We start from the raw sequence: 18,734 nt of genomic DNA on the forward strand, positions 1-18,734 counted from the left end.
ATCCTCCTCACATTCTGAGCGAGCCGCTTCCGCTTTTATTTCTATCCAGTTACGCCTCCTAGCCCCTTGCGTCTAAGAACCTTCCCTGCCAAAAGATAAAAAGCACCTTTTGCAGGAAAGAACCTTAGTCACCGGGTCTAAACAGTCGGCTTCACTTTTACTTTACCCAACCGAGCAGCATTTCCCGCACGAATTTGCTTGCTGCGACTGGTGTTTGATCACTATGGTCGTAGACAGGAGCTACTTCTACTAAGTCTGCTCCAACTACATTTATATTTGAATTTGCAATTGCCATGATGGAATCTAATAGTTCTTTAGATGTGATACCTCCAGCCTCTAACGTTCCTGTTCCAGGAGCATGAGCTGGGTCTAATACATCAATGTCGATTGTGACATAGACTGGACGTCCTGCAAGTTTCGGTAATACTTCTTTTAACGGCTCTAATACGTCAAATTTGTATAAGTTCATACCTACTTCTTTCGCCCATTCAAATTCTTCCTTCATTCCAGAACGAATTCCGAAAGAATATACGTTTTCCGGACCAATTAAATCACACACTTTACGAATTGGTGTAGAGTGGGATAAAGGCTCCCCTTCATACGATTCACGTAAATCAGTATGAGCATCCATGTGGATGATTGCTAAATCCGGATATTTTTTTGCCATTGCCTTAAAAATTGGCCAAGACACTAAGTGCTCACCGCCGAGACCTAGTGGAAACTTACCGGCATCTAAAAGTTTTGATACATACTCTTCAATCATGTCTAAGCTGCGTTGTGCATTTCCGAATGGTAATGGGATATCACCCGCATCAAAATATTTTACCTCTTCTAGTTCACGATCTAAATACGGACTATATTCTTCAAGACCGATTGATACTTCACGAATACGTGCAGGGCCAAAGCGAGATCCTGGACGGAAACTTACTGTCCAATCCATAGGCATCCCATAAATAACCGCCTTTGACTCTTCAAAACTTGGATGACTTTTAATAAATACTTTACCTGAATAAGCTTCATCAAAACGCATATTCTTTTCCTCCTTATGTGGAACTTAAGGTATCCCAACCTTTCATTATTTCTCAAATTTGGAGCGTACTGCTCCTCTTTCTCGATTTACCTGGGCCTTCTTGTTATCACAAGAAGACTACTTCATTTGTAGCAGTGTAAGTAACTAGCATGTTCAAGCCTTCTAGACAAACACCTTAAATGAGTTACTTACACTTTATTTATTTCAATTTAACGCTCTTACTTAATTAAATCGCCAACAAATTTCGGTAATGCGAATGCTGCATTGTGTAATTCTTTTGTGTAGTATTTCGTTTCGATTTCGTGGAAACGCTCTTCACTTACTTCTAGTGGATCATGTTTTTTAGATCCGATTGTGAATGTCCAAAGTCCACTTGGATACGTTGGAATGTTTGCTGTGTATAAACGAGTAATTGGGAAGATCTCTTTTACGTCTTTGAACACAGTTGTAATTAGTTCTGGTGTGAACCAAGGGTTGTCCGTTTGTGCAACGAAAATACCATCTTCTTTTAACGCTTTAGAGATTCCAGCGTAGAAACCTTTCGTAAATAAGTTTACTGCTGGTCCTACCGGCTCAGTAGAATCTACCATAATTACGTCATATTCATTTTCGCTTTCTGCGATGTGTAGGAAACCGTCTCCTACTTTCACCTCTACACGCTCATCATCTAATGCGCCTGCAATTGATGGTAAGTACTGTTTAGAGTACTCAATTACTTTTCCATCAATTTCAACAAGAGTTGCTTTTTTTACGCTTGGGTGTTTTAACACTTCACGAATAACACCGCCATCACCACCACCGACAACTAATACGTTTTCAGGGTTTGGATGTGTAAATAAAGGTACGTGCGCTACCATTTCATGATAAACGAACTCATCTTTTTCTGTTGTCATGACCATGCCATCTAAAATAAGCATGTTTCCGAACTCTTCCGTTTCAACCATATCAAGTTTTTGGAATTCTGTTTGCTCCGTATGTAATGTGCGGTTAATACGTGCCGTAATCCCAAAATGTTTTGTTTGTTTTTCAGTGAACCATAGTTCCATCGTACAATCACGCCTTTCAATGCAAATTTATAATAGGGACATCATTAATGTCCCCTAACAAAAATAAAACAAAACATCCAAAATGTATAGTTAAAAGTACAAAAATACCGAAAATATATTTTAGTCAGAGGGTTCTAACATATATGTGGAAAGGGTTTGCCTTGTAATAGGAAAGAAAACCCTTTCTTAAGAAAGGGCTTTTGTCTCTATTTCTACCGGTTTACGAATCGGAATTAAGATCATAACGCAACCAACTAATACAACAACTCCACCGACTAAAAATGGACTTTGTGGTGAAACAGTGTGTCCGATAACTCCTGATAAAATGGGAGCAATCGCTCCTCCTAACCAACGAACGAAGTTATAAACACCTGAAGTAACAGATCTTTCATAAGGTGAAATATCCATTACATAGCTTGTATATAATGCATTATTTAAACCAGATGCTAATCCTGATAGGACAATTAATACGATTTGTAACCACATAATTTTCACAAAGAATAATGCAATTAAGAAAATCGCAAATACGAGTAAACTACCTTTTAACAATGTTTTCGGTTCATATTTTCCTTCTAGCCTATGTGCTAAAATTGCGGAACCGTAAGCTAACGCTAATCCCCATCCACAAAATACAAAACCTAATTGAATAGCTGATAAATGCATAATAAGTGGTGAATATGCTAGCACGACGAAAAATCCGTAGTAGTATAACATCCCTGAAATCGCACCTTGCATAAACGGTTTATATTTCACCAAGTTAAGTAATTCACCTACGCCCGCTGCTTTACGCTTCACTTTTCGCTCCGGTTCTTTTACAAAAAAGAATACTAAAATAAATGCTAAGAAAATTAAAATACTCGTTGCGAAAAATGGGTAACGCCAAGAATGTCCACCTAATATACCACCTAACAATGGGCCACCTGCCATTCCTAAACCGATAGCTGCTTCATATAATCCTACTGCTTCATGAACCTCCTTACTTAATGCTATTAAAAGTGTCATTGCTGTAGCAAAAAACATCGCATTTCCTAATCCCCATCCAGCACGGAAAAGAGATAATTGAGCAATCGTTTGCGATATACCGCATATAAACGCAAATACAGTTACAATTGCAAGACCGATTGTCATCATGCGCTTATCACCAAATCTTGATGCGAATATACCAGCTGGTAACATCATAATTGCCATCGTTAAAATATATGCGGTAAATAACATTTCAACTTGCCAATGCGTTGCACCAATTTTCTCAGCAATAATTGGCAAGATTGGATCGACTACCCCTATACCAGAAAAGGCAAGGAAAGTAGCCACCACTGTAATCAATCTCCCTAGTTTTTGTTTGCTCTCCATTTCAATCATTCTCCTTTTATGCTCTCTAAAAATGTCACTGCACGATGTAAACTATCTTCAAGTTCTGCCTTTACACGCTGCATTTGCTCCATTTTTTCATCCAACGTTTGCACTTGTTTCTCAAGCATATCTTTAATTTCTTGAATCACTTCGCGGTCGCGAGGATTCTCGCTATTTCTTCTTTGTTCCATTCTTTCTTTTAACGATAAGAAATGTTGCATTTCTTGAAGCGTGATTCCTAATACTTCTTTCGCTTCCACGATCCTTTTAATTCTTGCAATATCCTCATCCGTATAAAGCCGAATGTTCCCCTCACTACGCTCCGGGGGATGAATTAAACCAATTTCCTCATAATAACGAAGTGTACGCTTTGTTAAACCAACTTGCTTTGTTACTTCATCAATTTTATACATGTTTATTCCTCCCTTCACTCAATTATTACATTTTACGTTAACGTTAACTTTTGTGCAACTGTTAGACTTTTGTAAATTTTTTCATATAAATTGTATTTTTCTCATAGCGGTTTCATAATGAAGGAAAAGAGATGATAAGGAGATTTTCACATGAATAAACCACTTATTTTCGCTCACCGCGGGGTAAAAGGAACACATCCAGAAAATACGATGATCGCCTTCCAAGAAGCTGAACGCATTGGCGCTCATGGGATTGAACTTGATGTTCATCTATCAAAAGATGGCGAACTTGTCGTAATCCACGATGAAACAGTGGATCGCACAACAAATGGCGCAGGGATTGTTTCTGAAAAAACGGTAGAGGAACTACAATCATTGGACGCTGGTAGCCATAAAGATCCTTCTTTCCATGAAGCAAAAATCCCAACGTTACGCGAAGTTTTCATCTGGCTTTCCACAACGAACTTACAACTAAATATCGAATTAAAAACAGATGTGATTCACTACCCAAATATTGAAGAGAAAGTTGTTGCACTTGTTCGTGAATATCATCTTTCTAATCAAATTGTATTCTCATCATTTAACCATGACTCTGTTTCATTATTAGCAGAAATAGCTCCTGAAATCCCAAGGGCAATTTTATATGATACGCCACTTGCTGATCCTATTGCTGAAGCAAAAATTAGAGAAGCAACTGGTTTACATCCAAACTTTCAGCTACTAACTAAAGAATTCGTACAGTTAGCACAAAAACAAGGGTACGTTTTCCGCCCTTATACAATTAACGAATACAAAGATTTACAAACGATAATTGATTATGGTGTAGATGTCATCATCACCGATTGGCCAGCACGTGCCTTTGAGCTCCTTTCTTAATTGAAGGGGCTTTTTTGTTTTCAAAATTTCATTGTTTAAAATAAATGAAAATCCTCAATACTAATACAATAATGTTTGTATTAATGAGGGGCTGAAAAAGATGAATCAAACTATGAATCCAAAACTTAAAAAATATAAACGTCTTTTCTTCACCGTAATGTTTTCTTGTGTTCTTTTTTTCGTTTTTTCCTTTTTTGTTATTATTATAGTTGCGAAAATTATGGGACCACCTCCTGTCGCAGTCCCGCAAACAAGCGTCTTTTACGCGAATGATGATACAGTTATTGGACAAAGTAACGAAATACAAAAGCGTTACAATGTCTCTCTTAATGAAATTTCCCCCTATGTAAAAGAAGCGACACTTTCTATTGAAGACCAAAGATTTTATAAGCATCATGGCTTCGATATGAAACGTATTGCAGGTGCAATTGTTGCTGATTTAAAAGCGATGGCAAAAGTGCAAGGTGCTAGTACGATTACACAACAATACGCACGTAATCTATATTTAGATCATGATAAAACGTGGAAACGGAAACTATTAGAGGCAATGTATACTGTCCGCCTTGAAGTGAATTATAATAAAAATCATATTTTAGAAGGTTATTTAAATACAATTTATTACGGACATGGTGCTTATGGCATCGAAGCTGCGTCTCGTCTATATTTCGATAAAACAGCAAAAGAATTAACATTAGCAGAAGCCAGTATGCTTGCAGGAATCCCGAAAGGACCTAGTGTCTACTCTCCCTTTTTAAAAGAAGAACGTGCTAAAGGACGTCAATCTCTCATATTAGATGAAATGGTAGAACAAGGTTATATTACGAAGCAGCAAGCAGCTTCTGCAAAAAAGGAACCGCTAACTTTTGCCTCACTTGATACGAAAAAAGTAGCAGAGGTTGCGCCTTATTTCCAAGATGCTGTACAAGCTTCTCTTCTTCGAGATATCGGACTGGATGAGCAAGCCTTACAACGAGGTGGCTTACGTATTTATACAACGTTAGATCCTAAGTTACAATCTGTAGCAGAACAAGCTGTCAAAGATCATATACCTGAAACAGCAAACATACAAACTGCCCTCGTCTCTATGAATCCAAAAACAGGTGAAGTGGCTGCTCTTGTTGGAGGAACTGATTATAATACGAGTCAATTTAACAGGGCTACACAAGCCGTCCGTCAGCCTGGATCTACATTTAAACCCTTTCTATATTACGCAGCTTTGGAACGAGGATTCACCCCTGCTACGCGCTTAAAAAGCGAATACACTGTATTCACTTTAGGTGACGGTGTTTCAAAGTATAAACCGAAAAACTATAAAGATTATTACGCAGATGATTTCGTAACGATGGCACAAGCTCTCGCAGTCTCTGATAACATATACGCTGTGAAAACAAATTTATTTTTAGGTGATGACACGCTCGCAAAAACAGCGAAGCAATTCGGAATTAAGAGTGCATTAAAAGATGTGCCTTCCCTAGCTCTCGGTACGTCTCCTGTAAAACCAATTGAAATGGTGAATGCTTATAGTATGTTCGCAAACGGTGGAAAAGAAGTAAAACCTATCTTTATTCGCCGTATTATGGATCATGAAGGGAACATGTTATACGATGCTCATTTGGAGAGCAAACAAGTTCTCGATAAGAGCAAAGCGTTTGTGATGGAAGAAATGATGACTGGTATGTTTAATAAAAAACTAAGCAGTTATGCCGCTGTAACTGGTCAATCTATGTTATCAAAACTATCAAGAACATATGCCGGAAAGTCTGGTTCTACTGAAACCGATAGTTGGATGATTGGATTCACTCCGCAAATTGTAACTGGTGTATGGGTTGGATACGATCAACCTAAATCTATTTCAAACGTAGCAGAACAAGGATATGCGAAAAAAATATGGACCGATACGATGGAGAAAGGCTTAGATGGACAGCCTAAAAAGGATTTTAAACAACCGAGTGATGTCGTAGCCGTTAATATTAACCCAGAAAACGGCAAGATCGCTACAAAGAACTGTCCAATTTCAGTTAAAATGTATTTCGCCAAAGGCACCGAGCCTACTGAATATTGTATGGATCATGTCGATGATAAAGAGGAATTTGAAAAAACAAGTGAAGAAAAGAAAAAAACAAGTTGGTGGAAAAAATATCTTCCTTGGTAAAAAAAATAGCTGACGGACATCCGTCAGCTATTTTTTTATTCACTTAATAATGCATGACGCAATTCTTCACTAGACTCGTTCCAAATCGCTTCATTATGTTCTTTCAAGAACGTACCAAGTACTTTTTTAGAAGATTCATCCATATGTTCAACCATAATGTGACGCTTCAATGATTTATCCATTTTGTTTACATGCTCTGGAAGTGATTTATATCCGCGGCGAATTTCACGGTCTACTGTCATTTCACAAGCTGTTACCCCTGCGTAATAAGCACCGTTCGGTGTTCTTTCAATTGTTACCCAAACAAGCCAAAATGGTTTTCCGTTTGGAACGTCATCTTTATTTGTTAAAAACTTAATTCCTTTTTCTACTGTACTACGCGCATGCATCGCACCGATATCAACGAATGCAGTTTTCTCTAGTACATCAACAAATACAGGTGAAATGTTTTCTAAGCTTAATGCCCCAACACCAAATCCACCATGTCCATCTGTTGAATCATTTTTCACGATATTAAAACCGATTTTCTTCTTTTTCTCTGTCATATGTAACTTCCTCCTCACTTAAAAATTATAAAAGCCCAAAAATAGGCGCAATGATACTTTGTAAAAATACAAATACATACGGAATGACAACATTGAAAATAGGTTGAATTGTGTAATTGCTAAGCGGTGTAATAACAAGAATTAATAACGCAATTGCTCCATATTTTTCATACTGTGTCATTTTCGCACGAATATTTGCTGGTGCTAAATCTTCCACAACGCGATATCCATCAAGTGGCGGAATCGGTAATAAGTTAAATACAAGTAAAACGATATTAAGCATAATAAAAATTTGGAAGAATCGACCTAATGTATCTGCTACTGCAAATGGAATTGAGTCTAGTACGCCAAATGTTAATAAGCTATACCAAATAATTAAACCAATCGCACTTAAAATTAAGTTACTAATCGGTCCTGCAATAGAAACTAATATCCCTGCAAGACGTGGTCTTTTAAAGTTATACGGGTTAACAGGCACCGGTCTTGCCCAACCGAATCCAAGAATTAATACTGCAATCATCCCGATAGGATCTAAATGGGCCATCGGTGATAACGTTAAACGCCCTTGTTTTTTCGCTGTATCGTCCCCAAATTTATATGCCACATATGCATGTGCAAATTCATGAACGGATAGTGCAATAATAATCGCCATTGCTACTAACGGAATTTCGTGCAATGGATATCTAAATAACTGATCCATACTTCATCTCCTCTTCAATATGTCAAAAAAGAAATTATTTTTTTCCGATTGTTCTTCCCCATAATCCGCTATAATAAGAGTGTAACTTACATAAAAGGAGCGATTGTACATGCCATACGTAACAGTGAAAATGCTAGAAGGACGCACAGAGGAACAAAAGAAAGCTCTTGCTGAGAAAGTAACAGCAGCAGTAAGCGAAACAACTGGTGCTCCTGAAGAAAACATCGTTGTTTTCATCGAAGAAATGTCTAAAAACCATTATGCAGTTGGCGGAAAACGCTTAAGCGACAAATAATTTCAAGTTCTTTCATAAGAAGCAGCCATTAGCTGCTTCTTATTTCTTGCCTTCTAACAACTCGATAATTCTCTCTTTATATTTTCCTTTTCTTCCATCTTCATAGATTAAATCATGCGGATAGAATAACTTTTGGTCCGTTCTCTTCTTCCCCGTAATCGCCTCAACAATATCCGATTCACGTGAAAGCTCTCTAAGTTCCCCGTTCGGCATAAGGAGTAAGATTGGCAGACGCTCTTCCTCTTCTCCTGCGCGATAAAAGTCATATGGTAAATCCGATGTTGAATCAACTACTAAATAATACTCTGGATCTAGTCCAATCTTTTTAAATAAGCTGCTTAGCTCCATCCAATTATCTAAACCGTGCTTATCTGTAAACTCTACATATTTAAATAGATTTCGATTCATAAAACGACGGCATAAGTCACTTAAAATTGGATCTTCTTCGTCTTGCCATACTTGGAAGTAATAATACATTACGTTCTCGTCTAGCTTTAAATAATCCTCTACTGTCACTTCTTCTTCAAACAAAGAATAGAAATGAACAGGATGATTTTTAAACGCATAATACTTCTCATGCAATGATTTAGCACGGTGTAAAATCTTCGTTAAAATTACTTCTGCACTGCGCGTTACCGGATGGAAATATACTTGCCAATACATTTGATAACGGCTCATAATATAATGCTCAACAGCATGCATACCACTATTTTTAATAACTACTTGATTCCCATACGGACGCATGACACGCAATATACGTTCCATATCGAAGTTTCCGTACTTTACGCCTGTAAAATAAGCATCTCTTAATAAATAATCCATACGATCCGCATCAATTTGGCTCGAAATCATACTAATTGCTAATTTATTAGTAGACGTTTTTGCAATGACATCTGCTACCTTTTGTGGAAACTCCTTATCAACACGACTTAATATATCATTAATCTCCGTATCGCCAACGATAATCTTTTGCGTAAATTTCTCATGATCTAATGAAAATACTTTTTCAAACGAGTGAGAAAATGGGCCGTGGCCGACATCATGAAGTAGTGCCGCACATAAACATAACAATCTATCTTCAGCATTCCAATTTGGTCTGCCATCAAACACATCATCAATCATACGACGAATAATTTCGTATACACCTAACGAATGAGTAAAGCGACTATGCTCTGCACCGTGAAATGTAAAAAATGTCGTTCCAAGCTGCTTAATACGGCGCAAGCGTTGAAATTCTTTCGTTCCGATTAAATCCCAAATAACACGATCACGCACGTGCACATATTTATGTACTGGGTCTTTAAACACTTTTGTTTCGCTGAGTTTGTCGTTTAAATATACCACTTTTCGACATCCCCCTTTCTTTACTGCATTCTTACTATATATTATAAACGAAATAGGAAACAGAAAGAAATGAAAGACTGTATTAATTGCCCTTATATAAAGAAAAAATCACCTTTACCGAAGTAAAAGTGATTTCTTTTTATGCATTATTTTCCTAAAACGAACTCAGCAACTTCATCTAAGATCATTTCTTTTCCTAGTGGGAAGTAACCTTTGTTTAGATCTTCATTTTTAATTGTAAATACGTGGTTATTTTTAACAGCATTCATGTTTTTCCAAATTGATTCTTCTTGGAATTCTTTTAGACGCTGAGAACCGTCACCCGTTGTAAATACAAATAAGTAATCTGGGTTGTAATCGATTAAAGCTTCTTTTTGTACTTGTACTAATGGTTTATCAGTTGGTGTACCTTTAACTGCTGGTAATTTTAAATCATTAAAGATTACGCTACCGTAACCGTAGTCACCATATACACGGAATGCATTTGGATATGCAGCCATTTTCATGAATGTTGCATCACCAGTTTTAGCGATAATTTTATCATGTAATTTGCTTGCTTTTTCATCATACTTTTTAAACCATTCTTTTGTTTCTTTCTCTTTACCAAGAATTTGGCCTACTTCTTCAAATTTTGGACGCCATTGATCTAATGGAGTGTTTAACATAACTGTTGGTGCAATTTTAGATAATTGATCGTAAATCTTTTCTTGACGATTATTTACAAGAATTAAGTCTGGTTTTGCAGCAGCTACTGCTTCGATGTTAATTTTATCGCCCCAAGCAGAACCAACTGGTTTAACGTCTTTTAATTTATTTGCAATATGTGCATCAATTTTTTCTTGAGATGTATTAGCTGTAATAATTGGTTTCATACCAAAGATTAATAATTCTTCTGTTGAACCACTAAGGTCAGCAATTTTCTTTGGATTTGCAGGGATTTTAATTTCCCCTTTTGCATGTTTTACAGTGCGCTCTTCAGTCTTCGCATCTGCTTTCTTTTCTTCTTCTTTGTTAGAACAAGCTGCAAATAGTACAGAAGTAACCACTAGTACCATTGCTAATAGTGCCATTTTAAAATTCTTCATGTTCCCACTCCTTCTGGCTGTATTTATCTTATAATTTAGGATGAACTATAAGAAACAAAAATAACAATTAATCAATATATATTTATTAACCGTTGTTAATGACCCATTCTAACGGGCGTTCAACTTCCCATTTATAAGTAAGAAGCTCAACGTCCATTAGAAGTCCCCCTCTTTACGAGGGGGTTCTACTTTATGCTTTTTTACGCAATTGATTACTAATCATCGCTAAATCATATGTTAAACAAATCGGTTTACAGTTTACTGGACATGGAACGATTTGCGCTTCAATCTCAAACACGTTACGAAGTGTTTCACTTGTCATAACCTCATCTGGCGTTCCTTGTTTCATTAACTTACCTGCTTTTAATGCAATCATATGATCAGAGAAACGAGAAGCATGATTTAAATCGTGAATAACCATCACAATTGTCCTACCTTCTTCTTGGTTCAATTTCTTCAGTAAGTTTAATACTTCAAGTTGATGTGCCATATCTAAATATGTCGTTGGTTCATCTAATACAAGTAAATCTGTTCCTTGTGCAAGAGCCATCGCAATCCATACCCTTTGACGTTGACCACCTGATAAAGCTTCTGCTGAACGATTTGCGAACTCTGTCATTCCCGTCACTTCAAGTGCCCAATGAATGTAGCGATAGTCTTCTTCTTTCAATGTTCCAAATCCTTTTTGATGAGGAAAACGTCCATATGAAACAAGTTCAAACACAGTAAGGCCTGTTGGCACTTCTGCAGTTTGTGGTAAGATCGCCATTTTCTTTGCGATTTCTTTCGTTGGCTGCTTCTCAATTGCTTTTCCATCAAGATAAACAGTACCTTTTTTCGCCTTCAAAATACGAGAAGCCGTTTTTAATAATGTGGATTTCCCACAACCATTTGGTCCAATAATCGTTGTAATTTTTCCTTCCGGAATTTCAACTGTTAATCCATCAATAATTAATCCTTCATTATAGCCAACAGATACCGAATCAACTGCTAAAGTTGCCATACAAAAAGCCTCCCTTTATTTTGTCCTCATAAGTAAATATATGAAATATGGTGCACCAATTACAGAAATAACAAGACCGACCGGTATTTCTGAAGTTGGCAACACACTTCTTGAAATTACATCTGCAAATAAAAGCAAGAACGTTCCTATTAATGCTGCAGTTGGTAACATGATTTGATGTTTACCACCAACAAGGCGTCTCGCTAAATGAGGAGCCATTAAACCGATAAAACCTATTCCGCCCGCCACCGCAACAGATGCACCAGCTAAACAAACTGCAATAAATAATAATTTACGTCTTTCTTTTTCTACGTTTACACCAAGGCCAACAGCTGTAGAGTCGCCTAAATTCATTACATTTAATATGTGTGCTTTACTAATAGCAAGCGGTAAGAAAATAATCATCCATGGAAGTACACTTAATACGAATTTCCAATCTGTACCCCAGAGACTTCCTGCTAACCAAATCGTAGCAAAACGAAAATCGTTAGATGTCATCTTCATAGAGAAAATTAAACTAACGGCACCAAATCCAGCCGCAACGGCAATACCAACAAGTATTAATCGAGTCGATGAAACGCCGTCTTTCCATGCTAATAAGTAAATAATAACTGCCGCTAATATCGCACCAACTAGGGCGAAAAATGGAAGGATAAATACAGATAAAAATGTACCTGTCCCAACTTTTCCAAAGAAAAAGTAGACGAATATAACAACCGTTAATCCCGCTCCAGCGTTAATACCTATAATACCTGGATCAGCAAGTGGATTTCTTGATAGTCCTTGCAGAATTGCACCTGACATGGCTAACGCAGATCCTACTAATATAGCGATAACCATACGCGGCATACGAAATTCAAATAAAATAACTGACTGATCTTCAGCCCCGAGTCCAACCAATGACTTTAATACATCCATTGGTGGTATTTTAAAAGTTCCTGTATTTAAACTAATAAGAAATATAGAAATGATTAATCCTACTAAAATTGTTAAAACAGAAACGTTCTTTTTTGTTAAAATGCTCGTCCTCACATTTTTCCTCTCCCTTCGTTACGTGCTAAGTAGAGGAAGAATGGAACCCCAATTAGCGCTGTAATTGCTCCAATTGGCGTTTCAAATGGTGGATTAATAACGCGAGATAACATATCTGCACACTCAATTAACAATCCACCTAAGACTGCAGAACATGGAATAACCCATCTATAGTCTGAGCCTACTAGGAAACGAGTCATATGTGGAATTACAAGACCAACAAACCCAACTGACCCTGCCATAGAAACTGCAGAACCTGTTAACACAAGAACAAGTACTGTTCCGATAAATTTAATTAATGTCGTATTTTGACCAAGTCCAATCGCAATTTCTTCACCGAAGCTCAAGATTGTAATATACCTCGACATCATAATTGCAATAAAGAGACAAACTAGACCAATTGGCACTAACATATTAATACTTTGCCATTTCACTCCAGCAACTCCGCCTGCATTCCACATACTCACCTCTTGGGCAAGATTGAAATACAGCGCAATTCCAGATGAAATTGCCCCTAATAAAGCACTAATTGCTGCACCTGCTAAAGCTAATTTCACAGGTGTTAATCCACCTGGTGAAGAAGACCCAATTCCATATACAATACTTGCGCCAAACGCAGCTCCAATAAAAGATGCGATAACAAACATTAAATAAGGTGAATTAGGGAAGAATGCATACATAATTGCAATCCCGAATACAGCGCCATCTGTAATCCCCATTAACGATGGTGATGCAAGTGGATTTCGCGTCATACCTTGCATAATTGCTCCTGATACTGCTAAAAAGGCACCTGCAACTACGCCCCCTATTGCTCTAGGCATGCGAAGTTCTTGAATTACGTTATGATGCGTAATAGATCCGTCAAACTGAAACACAGCTTGCCATACAGTCTTTAAACTAATATCTGCCGCGCCAAACGAAATAGAAACTGCCATGCTTAAAGCTAACAAAATTGTACCCGCTACTAAAATAATAGAAGCGATGAGCGGCCTGCTCTTAATCTCTTTAACACTCTCATCTTGTTGTTCTACACTCCTTGCGCTCGCTTCCATCCCTCAACCATCCTAACCAACAACATATATTTAATAAAATGAAATTTATTCTCAAATAGTAATAAAAAAATAGGTGAATTGGCTTATTCTTGATAATGATTATCAGAATCAGACACTTTCTATTCTACCCACCGCTTCAAAAGGCTGTCAACCATTATTTCGAAATACAAATTCATATAAATTGACAATGTAATGAACAGTTGATGTCCATCTGTCACTGACTATCAGTAATAACCAATTAAGCTTCCATAGAATAACTCATTCTTCTTATGGGTATAAAAAAAGAAGAGTAGTCTGTTCACTCTTCTTTTTCTTACTTATTTAACTTTGCTTCAATTTTTACAATTAATTCATCTTCTGTTGGAGCTGCAACTGGACGATTATTTACAAATGCGAATGATTTTTTACGACCAGGACCACAGTAAGACTGGCATGCAACTTCAATCGTTGCACATGAATCTACTTTTTTTAACTTCGGAATTAACGTTTTAACGTTCGTTGCCTGACAATCATCGCACACACGAAATTCGTTTCCCATTATATAACACTTCCTCTATTTTAAACTTTTCTCAAGTACATTTAAAAATAAACACTAAATGGTATTTTACCGCTCTTTTAAGCTCGTTGCAAGTTTCCTTGCGACGCTCTTTCCTTCATATAAAGCTACATATTTTTATGCTCTCCTACAGAAGCTTCCATCATTCTTGGCAAAATTTATCCCGCTGTTTGCGGGCAGTAAGACTTCCGCCTTAAAATTCGGCGAATGAGAGAGAGTTAGGTAGAAAATCCACTGCCCGTAAAAACCCCTAATAATCAGCGGGAGACGGAAAAAACTTTCACTGATTAAAGTTTCACTTTATTCCTTTCATCGAAATCTACCATATTTTTAAAAGCTTTGTATAAAAGCACATTTTTTTGCCCATTATAAAAATAGGAAGTTCATAAAAAGAAAGGGAGTTGAATCTATGAAAGTAAGACAAGATGCTTGGACAGACGAGGATGATTTATTACTTGCTGAAACGGTACTTCGCCATGTTAGAGAAGGAAGTACGCAATTAAATGCATTTGAGGAGGTAGGAGATCAGTTAAATCGCACATCCGCTGCTTGTGGTTTCCGCTGGAATGCCGTTGTTCGCTATAGTTATGAGCAGGCTCTTCAACTAGCAAAAAAACATCGTAAAGATAAAATGCGTGCTGCGAGCGGTGAACAAGCGAAAAAACGTTTACTTTATACACCACCAGCTTCAGGAGCGATAACTGATTATGAAGAACTAGTACAAGAGGAAACAACTGTACAATATAAAGAAGCTAGTCTATATCAAGAGCCTACTATCCCTGCTGTAAAAAGCTCTATCACAATGCAAGATGTTATTTACTTTTTACAAACTGTTGGATCTTCAAATATAAAAGTAACCGGTCTTGAAAACGAGAATACGAGATTGAAACAAGAAATTAAATCACAAATCTTGCGAAATGAAGAACTAGAAAAGAAACTAGAAAAATTAGAACAACAATCTCATACTGTACAAGAGGATTACGAAACACTTATGAATATTATGAACCGCGCTCGTAAATTAGCAGTAATGGATGATGAGGAACGTTCGCAAACTTCTTTCCGAATGGATCGAAACGGTAATTTAGAAAAAATTGCAGAATAAAAAGGATGCATGCAATGCATCCTTTTTATTATTTCACTTCAAGCACACACGCTTCTTTTACTTTAAAATCTCTCTTTATATATGGGAAAACTCCTTTCATCATTTTTTGCTATAATAGAGATTGTCATTTTAAAGATAAGGGGTTAGTTATATGAGCAATTCCCGTTCAATTTTATCTCAGCCAGAGTGGCGTATTGTAGATCAGTCTAGTTTAGGACCGACATTCCATGCCTTGCAATCATTCGCAATGGATGACACATTATGCACAAGTATTGGGAATGGCGCATCCGCTGCAACAATGCGTTCTTGGGTTCATCACAATACAATCGTTCTCGGCATTCAAGATTCACGCCTACCACACTTAGAAGAAGGTATTTCCTTTTTAAAAGAAAACAACTTCAATGTTATCGTTCGTAATTCCGGTGGACTTGCGGTCGTACTTGATGAAGGTGTGTTAAACGTATCACTTTTATTCCAAGAAACAGAAAAAGGTATCGATATTGATCTGGGATACGATACAATGTGGCATTTAATTAAGGAAATGTTAAAAGATTACGACGTTATAATCGAGGCAAAAGAAATTGTTGGTTCTTATTGTCCTGGTAGCTATGATTTAAGTATTCGCGACCAAAAATTCGCAGGTATTTCTCAGCGCCGTATTCGCGGTGGGGTTGCTGTACAAATTTACTTATGTGCTACAGGAAGCGGATCGGAACGCGCTGCGCTTGTTCGCGACTTTTACAATGTAGCAATTCAAGGAGAAGAAACACGCTTCACGTATCCCGAAATTGTACCGAGTACAATGGCCTCACTCTCAGAATTACTTGGTGAAACAATTACAGTACAAGATTTAATGATGCGTCTTTTAAAAACATTACAGCAATTCGCTCCAAAGTTAACACCATCTCAATTAACAGTAGATGAAGTTCCTTTATATGAGACGAATTTACAGCGTATTATTGATCGTAATAATAAAGCACTTGGCTTAGAAAAATAAAAATGACCACCCTAAGGGTGGTCATTTTTCATAGCAATTCATTATAGAATTAAAGTGCTTGAGCTGCTGTAATTAAAGCTAACTTGTATACTTCTTCTTCGTTACATCCACGAGATAGATCATTTACAGGCATGTTTAAACCTTGTAAGATCGGTCCTACTGCTTCGAAGTTACCTAAGCGTTGAGCGATTTTGTAGCCAATATTACCAGCTTCTAAGCTTGGGAATACGAATACGTTAGCATCACCTTTAATTGTAGAACCTGGAGCTTTTTTCTCAGCTACAGATGGTACGAATGCAGCATCGAATTGGAATTCTCCATCTAAAGTTAATTCTGGAGCCATTTCTTTTGCAATGCGAGTTGCTTCTACAACTTTTTCTGTTTCTGGAGATTTCGCAGAACCTTTTGTAGAGAAGCTTAACATAGCAACGCGTGGGTCAATGCCAAATAGTTCAGCAGTTTTCGCACTTTCAATACCAATTTCAGCTAAATCTTGACTGTTTGGTGCAATGTTAATTGCGCAATCAGCGAATACATATTTCTCTTCTTCGCGTACCATGATGAATACGCCAGAAGTTTTTGTAACGCCTGGTTTTGTTTTAATAATTTGAAGTGCTGGACGAACTGTATCAGCTGTAGAGTGAGCTGCACCACTTACTAAACCATGTGCTTTGCCCATGTATACAAGCATTGTACCGAAGTAGTTTTCGTCTTTAAGGATTTTACGAGCGTCTTCTTCAGTTGCTTTACCTTTACGGCGTTCAACGAAAGATGCTACCATTGCATCCATTTCTTCGTATGTAGCTGGGTCATAAATATCAACGCCTGCTAATGTTAAATTCATGCTAGCAGCTTTTGCGCTAATTTCTTCTTTATTACCAACTAAAATTGGTTTTACTAACTCTTCTTTTGCTAAACGCTCTGCAGCGCCTAAAATTCTTTCATCAGTTCCTTCAGGAAGTACGATAGAAATGCCTTTTCCTTGAACTTTTTCTTTTACTGTTGTAAATAAGTTGCTCACGAATAAACCCTCCTACATATGTTAAAAAACTCTATCTTTAAGAATACTGCTTTTCCTCTATATTTTAAACTTATAGCTCCCAAAAAATAGATAAAATGAAAATGATTATATTTTCATAAAATTCAGCCGAAAAATATGTCCTACTTAAGCCTTATTTTCTCCCGATTTCTAATAAATATAAATGTGACAATTTTATGTGCCAGAACTTTATATAGATGATTTTAAAACTATATATGCTATAGTTAACGTGTAAAACTATCATTAACTGAGGTGAATAGAATGAGTGAAGCAACAACAACGTTAGATGGCTGGTATTGTCTACATGATTTACGTTCTATTGATTGGGCTGCATGGAAAACATTATCTAGCGACGAACGCGGACAAGCTGTGTCTGAATTTTTAAATGTCGTTGAAAAATGGAACGAAGTAGCTACTGCAAAAAAAGGTAGTCACGCAATGTATACAGTTGTTGGTCAAAAAGCTGATATTATGCTTATGATTTTACGTCCAACAATGGAAGAATTAAATGAAATTGAAACAGAATTAAATAAAACAACATTAGCTGAATATATGGTTCCTGCATATTCTTACGTATCTGTTGTTGAACTAAGCAACTATCTTCCAGCTGATGAAGATCCATACCAAAACCCACAAATTTTAGCTCGCTTATATCCTGAATTACCAAAAGCAAATCATATTTGCTTCTATCCAATGGACAAGCGTCGCCAAGGTGATGACAACTGGTACATGCTTCCTATGGAAGAACGTAAAAAAATGATGTACAGTCATAGTAAAATTGGTCGACAGTACGCAGGTAAAGTACGCCAAGTTATTTCAGGATCAGTCGGATTCGACGATTTCGAGTGGGGCGTAACATTATTCGCTGATGATGTTCTTCAATTTAAGAAACTTATATATGAAATGCGCTTCGATGAAGTAAGTGCTCGTTATGGTGAATTCGGAACATTTTTCGTTGGAAACATTTTACCGAACGAAAAAGTAGAAAAATTTTTACACATATAAATAGTGAAAAAGGAACGAATTTCGTTCCTTTTTTTATTATCCTCTATATTTCTCCTCAAAAAACTTCTTTTCTCCGCAAATTTGAACAAAAATCGACAAATTCTTTTCAAAT

19 protein-coding genes are annotated in these 18,734 nt (G+C 36.9%); 6 read left to right on the forward strand and 13 right to left on the reverse strand.

All coding sequences use genetic code 11. The annotated features are described in order from the left end of the window. Positions 1-157: 157 nt before the first annotated feature. From speB to F0362_RS26470, 4 genes are all read right to left on the reverse strand, one after another. The gene (speB, locus tag F0362_RS26455) at positions 158-1,030 is read right to left on the reverse strand and encodes an agmatinase (RefSeq protein WP_001209829.1); all 873 of its coding nucleotides are present in this window, start codon (positions 1,028-1,030) and stop codon (positions 158-160) included. Positions 1,031-1,248: 218 nt separating this feature from the next. Further along, positions 1,249-2,076 (reverse strand): polyamine aminopropyltransferase, encoded by an 828-nt coding sequence (gene speE, locus F0362_RS26460; protein ID WP_000424693.1) that lies wholly within the window; start codon positions 2,074-2,076, stop codon positions 1,249-1,251. Between the two features lie 186 nt (positions 2,077-2,262). Continuing rightward, positions 2,263-3,426 (reverse strand): MFS transporter, encoded by a 1,164-nt coding sequence (locus F0362_RS26465; protein WP_000444237.1) that lies wholly within the window; start codon positions 3,424-3,426, stop codon positions 2,263-2,265. Between the two features lie 5 nt (positions 3,427-3,431). Continuing rightward, positions 3,432-3,839 (reverse strand): MerR family transcriptional regulator, encoded by a 408-nt coding sequence (locus F0362_RS26470; RefSeq protein WP_000276559.1) that lies wholly within the window; start codon positions 3,837-3,839, stop codon positions 3,432-3,434. Between the two features lie 150 nt (positions 3,840-3,989). On the opposite strand from F0362_RS26470, the gene F0362_RS26475 reads away from it, so the two are divergent. Together F0362_RS26475 and F0362_RS26480 are read left to right on the forward strand one after the other, a co-directional pair. Next, positions 3,990-4,715 carry a glycerophosphodiester phosphodiesterase gene (locus tag F0362_RS26475; protein WP_001039753.1) on the forward strand — a complete coding sequence of 242 codons (726 nt, stop codon included), beginning with the start codon at positions 3,990-3,992 and terminating at the stop codon, positions 4,713-4,715. A gap of 100 nt (positions 4,716-4,815) precedes the next feature. Further along, on the forward strand, positions 4,816-6,867 hold the full coding sequence (locus tag F0362_RS26480) for a transglycosylase domain-containing protein (RefSeq protein ID WP_001077069.1): 2,052 nt from the start codon (positions 4,816-4,818) through the stop codon (positions 6,865-6,867). Positions 6,868-6,902: 35 nt separating this feature from the next. Here F0362_RS26480 and F0362_RS26485 read toward each other — a convergent pair whose 3' ends face one another. Together F0362_RS26485 and F0362_RS26490 are read right to left on the reverse strand one after the other, a co-directional pair. Beyond that, positions 6,903-7,412 (reverse strand): YwhD family protein, encoded by a 510-nt coding sequence (locus tag F0362_RS26485; RefSeq protein WP_000136676.1) that lies wholly within the window; start codon positions 7,410-7,412, stop codon positions 6,903-6,905. Positions 7,413-7,437: 25 nt separating this feature from the next. Beyond that, entirely contained in the window at positions 7,438-8,112 is a 675-nt protein-coding gene (locus F0362_RS26490) for a site-2 protease family protein (RefSeq protein ID WP_000372440.1), read from the reverse strand. A 109-nt stretch (positions 8,113-8,221) separates the two neighbouring features. Here F0362_RS26490 and F0362_RS26495 point away from each other — a divergent pair, with 109 nt between their 5' ends. Continuing rightward, a complete protein-coding gene (locus F0362_RS26495; RefSeq protein ID WP_001147171.1) occupies positions 8,222-8,407 on the forward strand; it encodes a 2-hydroxymuconate tautomerase in 186 nt (61 codons plus the stop codon). Between the two features lie 39 nt (positions 8,408-8,446). On the opposite strand, the gene F0362_RS26500 is transcribed toward F0362_RS26495, so the two are convergent. The 6 genes from F0362_RS26500 to F0362_RS26525 form a co-directional block, all read right to left on the reverse strand. Next, positions 8,447-9,751: an HD domain-containing protein gene (locus F0362_RS26500; protein ID WP_000262726.1), complete on the reverse strand. Its 1,305-nt coding sequence runs from the start codon at positions 9,749-9,751 to the stop codon at positions 8,447-8,449. 146 nt (positions 9,752-9,897) lie between these two features. Beyond that, positions 9,898-10,836: an ABC transporter substrate-binding protein gene (locus tag F0362_RS26505; RefSeq protein ID WP_000787722.1), complete on the reverse strand. Its 939-nt coding sequence runs from the start codon at positions 10,834-10,836 to the stop codon at positions 9,898-9,900. A 190-nt stretch (positions 10,837-11,026) separates the two neighbouring features. Next, entirely contained in the window at positions 11,027-11,839 is an 813-nt protein-coding gene (locus F0362_RS26510) for an ABC transporter ATP-binding protein (RefSeq protein WP_000212075.1), read from the reverse strand. Positions 11,840-11,854: 15 nt separating this feature from the next. Beyond that, a complete protein-coding gene (locus tag F0362_RS26515) occupies positions 11,855-12,871 on the reverse strand; it encodes a FecCD family ABC transporter permease (protein WP_001260584.1) in 1,017 nt (338 codons plus the stop codon). Beyond that, complete coding sequence (locus tag F0362_RS26520; protein ID WP_000388290.1) at positions 12,868-13,923, reverse strand: FecCD family ABC transporter permease; 1,056 nt, start codon at positions 13,921-13,923, stop codon at positions 12,868-12,870. The genes F0362_RS26515 and F0362_RS26520 overlap by 4 nt, the downstream gene beginning before the upstream one ends. A 313-nt stretch (positions 13,924-14,236) precedes the next feature. Continuing rightward, positions 14,237-14,461 (reverse strand): YuzB family protein, encoded by a 225-nt coding sequence (locus F0362_RS26525; protein WP_000526075.1) that lies wholly within the window; start codon positions 14,459-14,461, stop codon positions 14,237-14,239. Between the two features lie 427 nt (positions 14,462-14,888). Here F0362_RS26525 and F0362_RS26530 point away from each other — a divergent pair, with 427 nt between their 5' ends. Both F0362_RS26530 and F0362_RS26535 read left to right on the forward strand, forming a co-directional pair. Continuing rightward, positions 14,889-15,581, forward strand: a complete 693-nt coding sequence (locus F0362_RS26530) for an RsfA family transcriptional regulator (RefSeq protein ID WP_000868366.1) — start codon at positions 14,889-14,891, stop codon at positions 15,579-15,581. A gap of 151 nt (positions 15,582-15,732) precedes the next feature. Continuing rightward, positions 15,733-16,578: an octanoyl-[GcvH]:protein N-octanoyltransferase gene (locus F0362_RS26535; protein WP_000071937.1), complete on the forward strand. Its 846-nt coding sequence runs from the start codon at positions 15,733-15,735 to the stop codon at positions 16,576-16,578. Between the two features lie 49 nt (positions 16,579-16,627). Here F0362_RS26535 and pta read toward each other — a convergent pair whose 3' ends face one another. Next, entirely contained in the window at positions 16,628-17,599 is a 972-nt protein-coding gene (pta, locus tag F0362_RS26540) for a phosphate acetyltransferase (RefSeq protein WP_000067215.1), read from the reverse strand. 279 nt (positions 17,600-17,878) lie between these two features. On the opposite strand from pta, the gene hemQ reads away from it, so the two are divergent. Continuing rightward, positions 17,879-18,622 (forward strand): hydrogen peroxide-dependent heme synthase, encoded by a 744-nt coding sequence (gene hemQ, locus F0362_RS26545; protein WP_001287596.1) that lies wholly within the window; start codon positions 17,879-17,881, stop codon positions 18,620-18,622. Positions 18,623-18,734 lie beyond the last annotated feature (112 nt).

Source organism: Bacillus sp. BS98 (assembly GCF_008432245.1).
Classification (GTDB): Bacteria; Bacillota; Bacilli; order Bacillales; family Bacillaceae_G; genus Bacillus_A; species Bacillus_A toyonensis.

Coding starts and splice junctions, on each gene's coding strand:
- speB (WP_001209829.1), bottom strand. CDS start 1,030: ATGCGTTTTGATGAAGCTTATTCAGGTAAAGTATTTATTAAAAGTCAT.
- speE (WP_000424693.1), bottom strand. CDS start 2,076: ATGGAACTATGGTTCACTGAAAAACAAACAAAACATTTTGGGATTACG.
- F0362_RS26465 (WP_000444237.1), bottom strand. CDS start 3,426: ATGGAGAGCAAACAAAAACTAGGGAGATTGATTACAGTGGTGGCTACT.
- F0362_RS26470 (WP_000276559.1), bottom strand. CDS start 3,839: ATGTATAAAATTGATGAAGTAACAAAGCAAGTTGGTTTAACAAAGCGT.
- F0362_RS26475 (WP_001039753.1), top strand. CDS start 3,990: ATGAATAAACCACTTATTTTCGCTCACCGCGGGGTAAAAGGAACACAT.
- F0362_RS26480 (WP_001077069.1), top strand. CDS start 4,816: ATGAATCAAACTATGAATCCAAAACTTAAAAAATATAAACGTCTTTTC.
- F0362_RS26485 (WP_000136676.1), bottom strand. CDS start 7,412: ATGACAGAGAAAAAGAAGAAAATCGGTTTTAATATCGTGAAAAATGAT.
- F0362_RS26490 (WP_000372440.1), bottom strand. CDS start 8,112: ATGGATCAGTTATTTAGATATCCATTGCACGAAATTCCGTTAGTAGCA.
- F0362_RS26495 (WP_001147171.1), top strand. CDS start 8,222: ATGCCATACGTAACAGTGAAAATGCTAGAAGGACGCACAGAGGAACAA.
- F0362_RS26505 (WP_000787722.1), bottom strand. CDS start 10,836: ATGAAGAATTTTAAAATGGCACTATTAGCAATGGTACTAGTGGTTACT.
- F0362_RS26510 (WP_000212075.1), bottom strand. CDS start 11,839: ATGGCAACTTTAGCAGTTGATTCGGTATCTGTTGGCTATAATGAAGGA.
- F0362_RS26520 (WP_000388290.1), bottom strand. CDS start 13,923: ATGGAAGCGAGCGCAAGGAGTGTAGAACAACAAGATGAGAGTGTTAAA.
- F0362_RS26525 (WP_000526075.1), bottom strand. CDS start 14,461: ATGGGAAACGAATTTCGTGTGTGCGATGATTGTCAGGCAACGAACGTT.
- F0362_RS26530 (WP_000868366.1), top strand. CDS start 14,889: ATGAAAGTAAGACAAGATGCTTGGACAGACGAGGATGATTTATTACTT.
- F0362_RS26535 (WP_000071937.1), top strand. CDS start 15,733: ATGAGCAATTCCCGTTCAATTTTATCTCAGCCAGAGTGGCGTATTGTA.
- hemQ (WP_001287596.1), top strand. CDS start 17,879: ATGAGTGAAGCAACAACAACGTTAGATGGCTGGTATTGTCTACATGAT.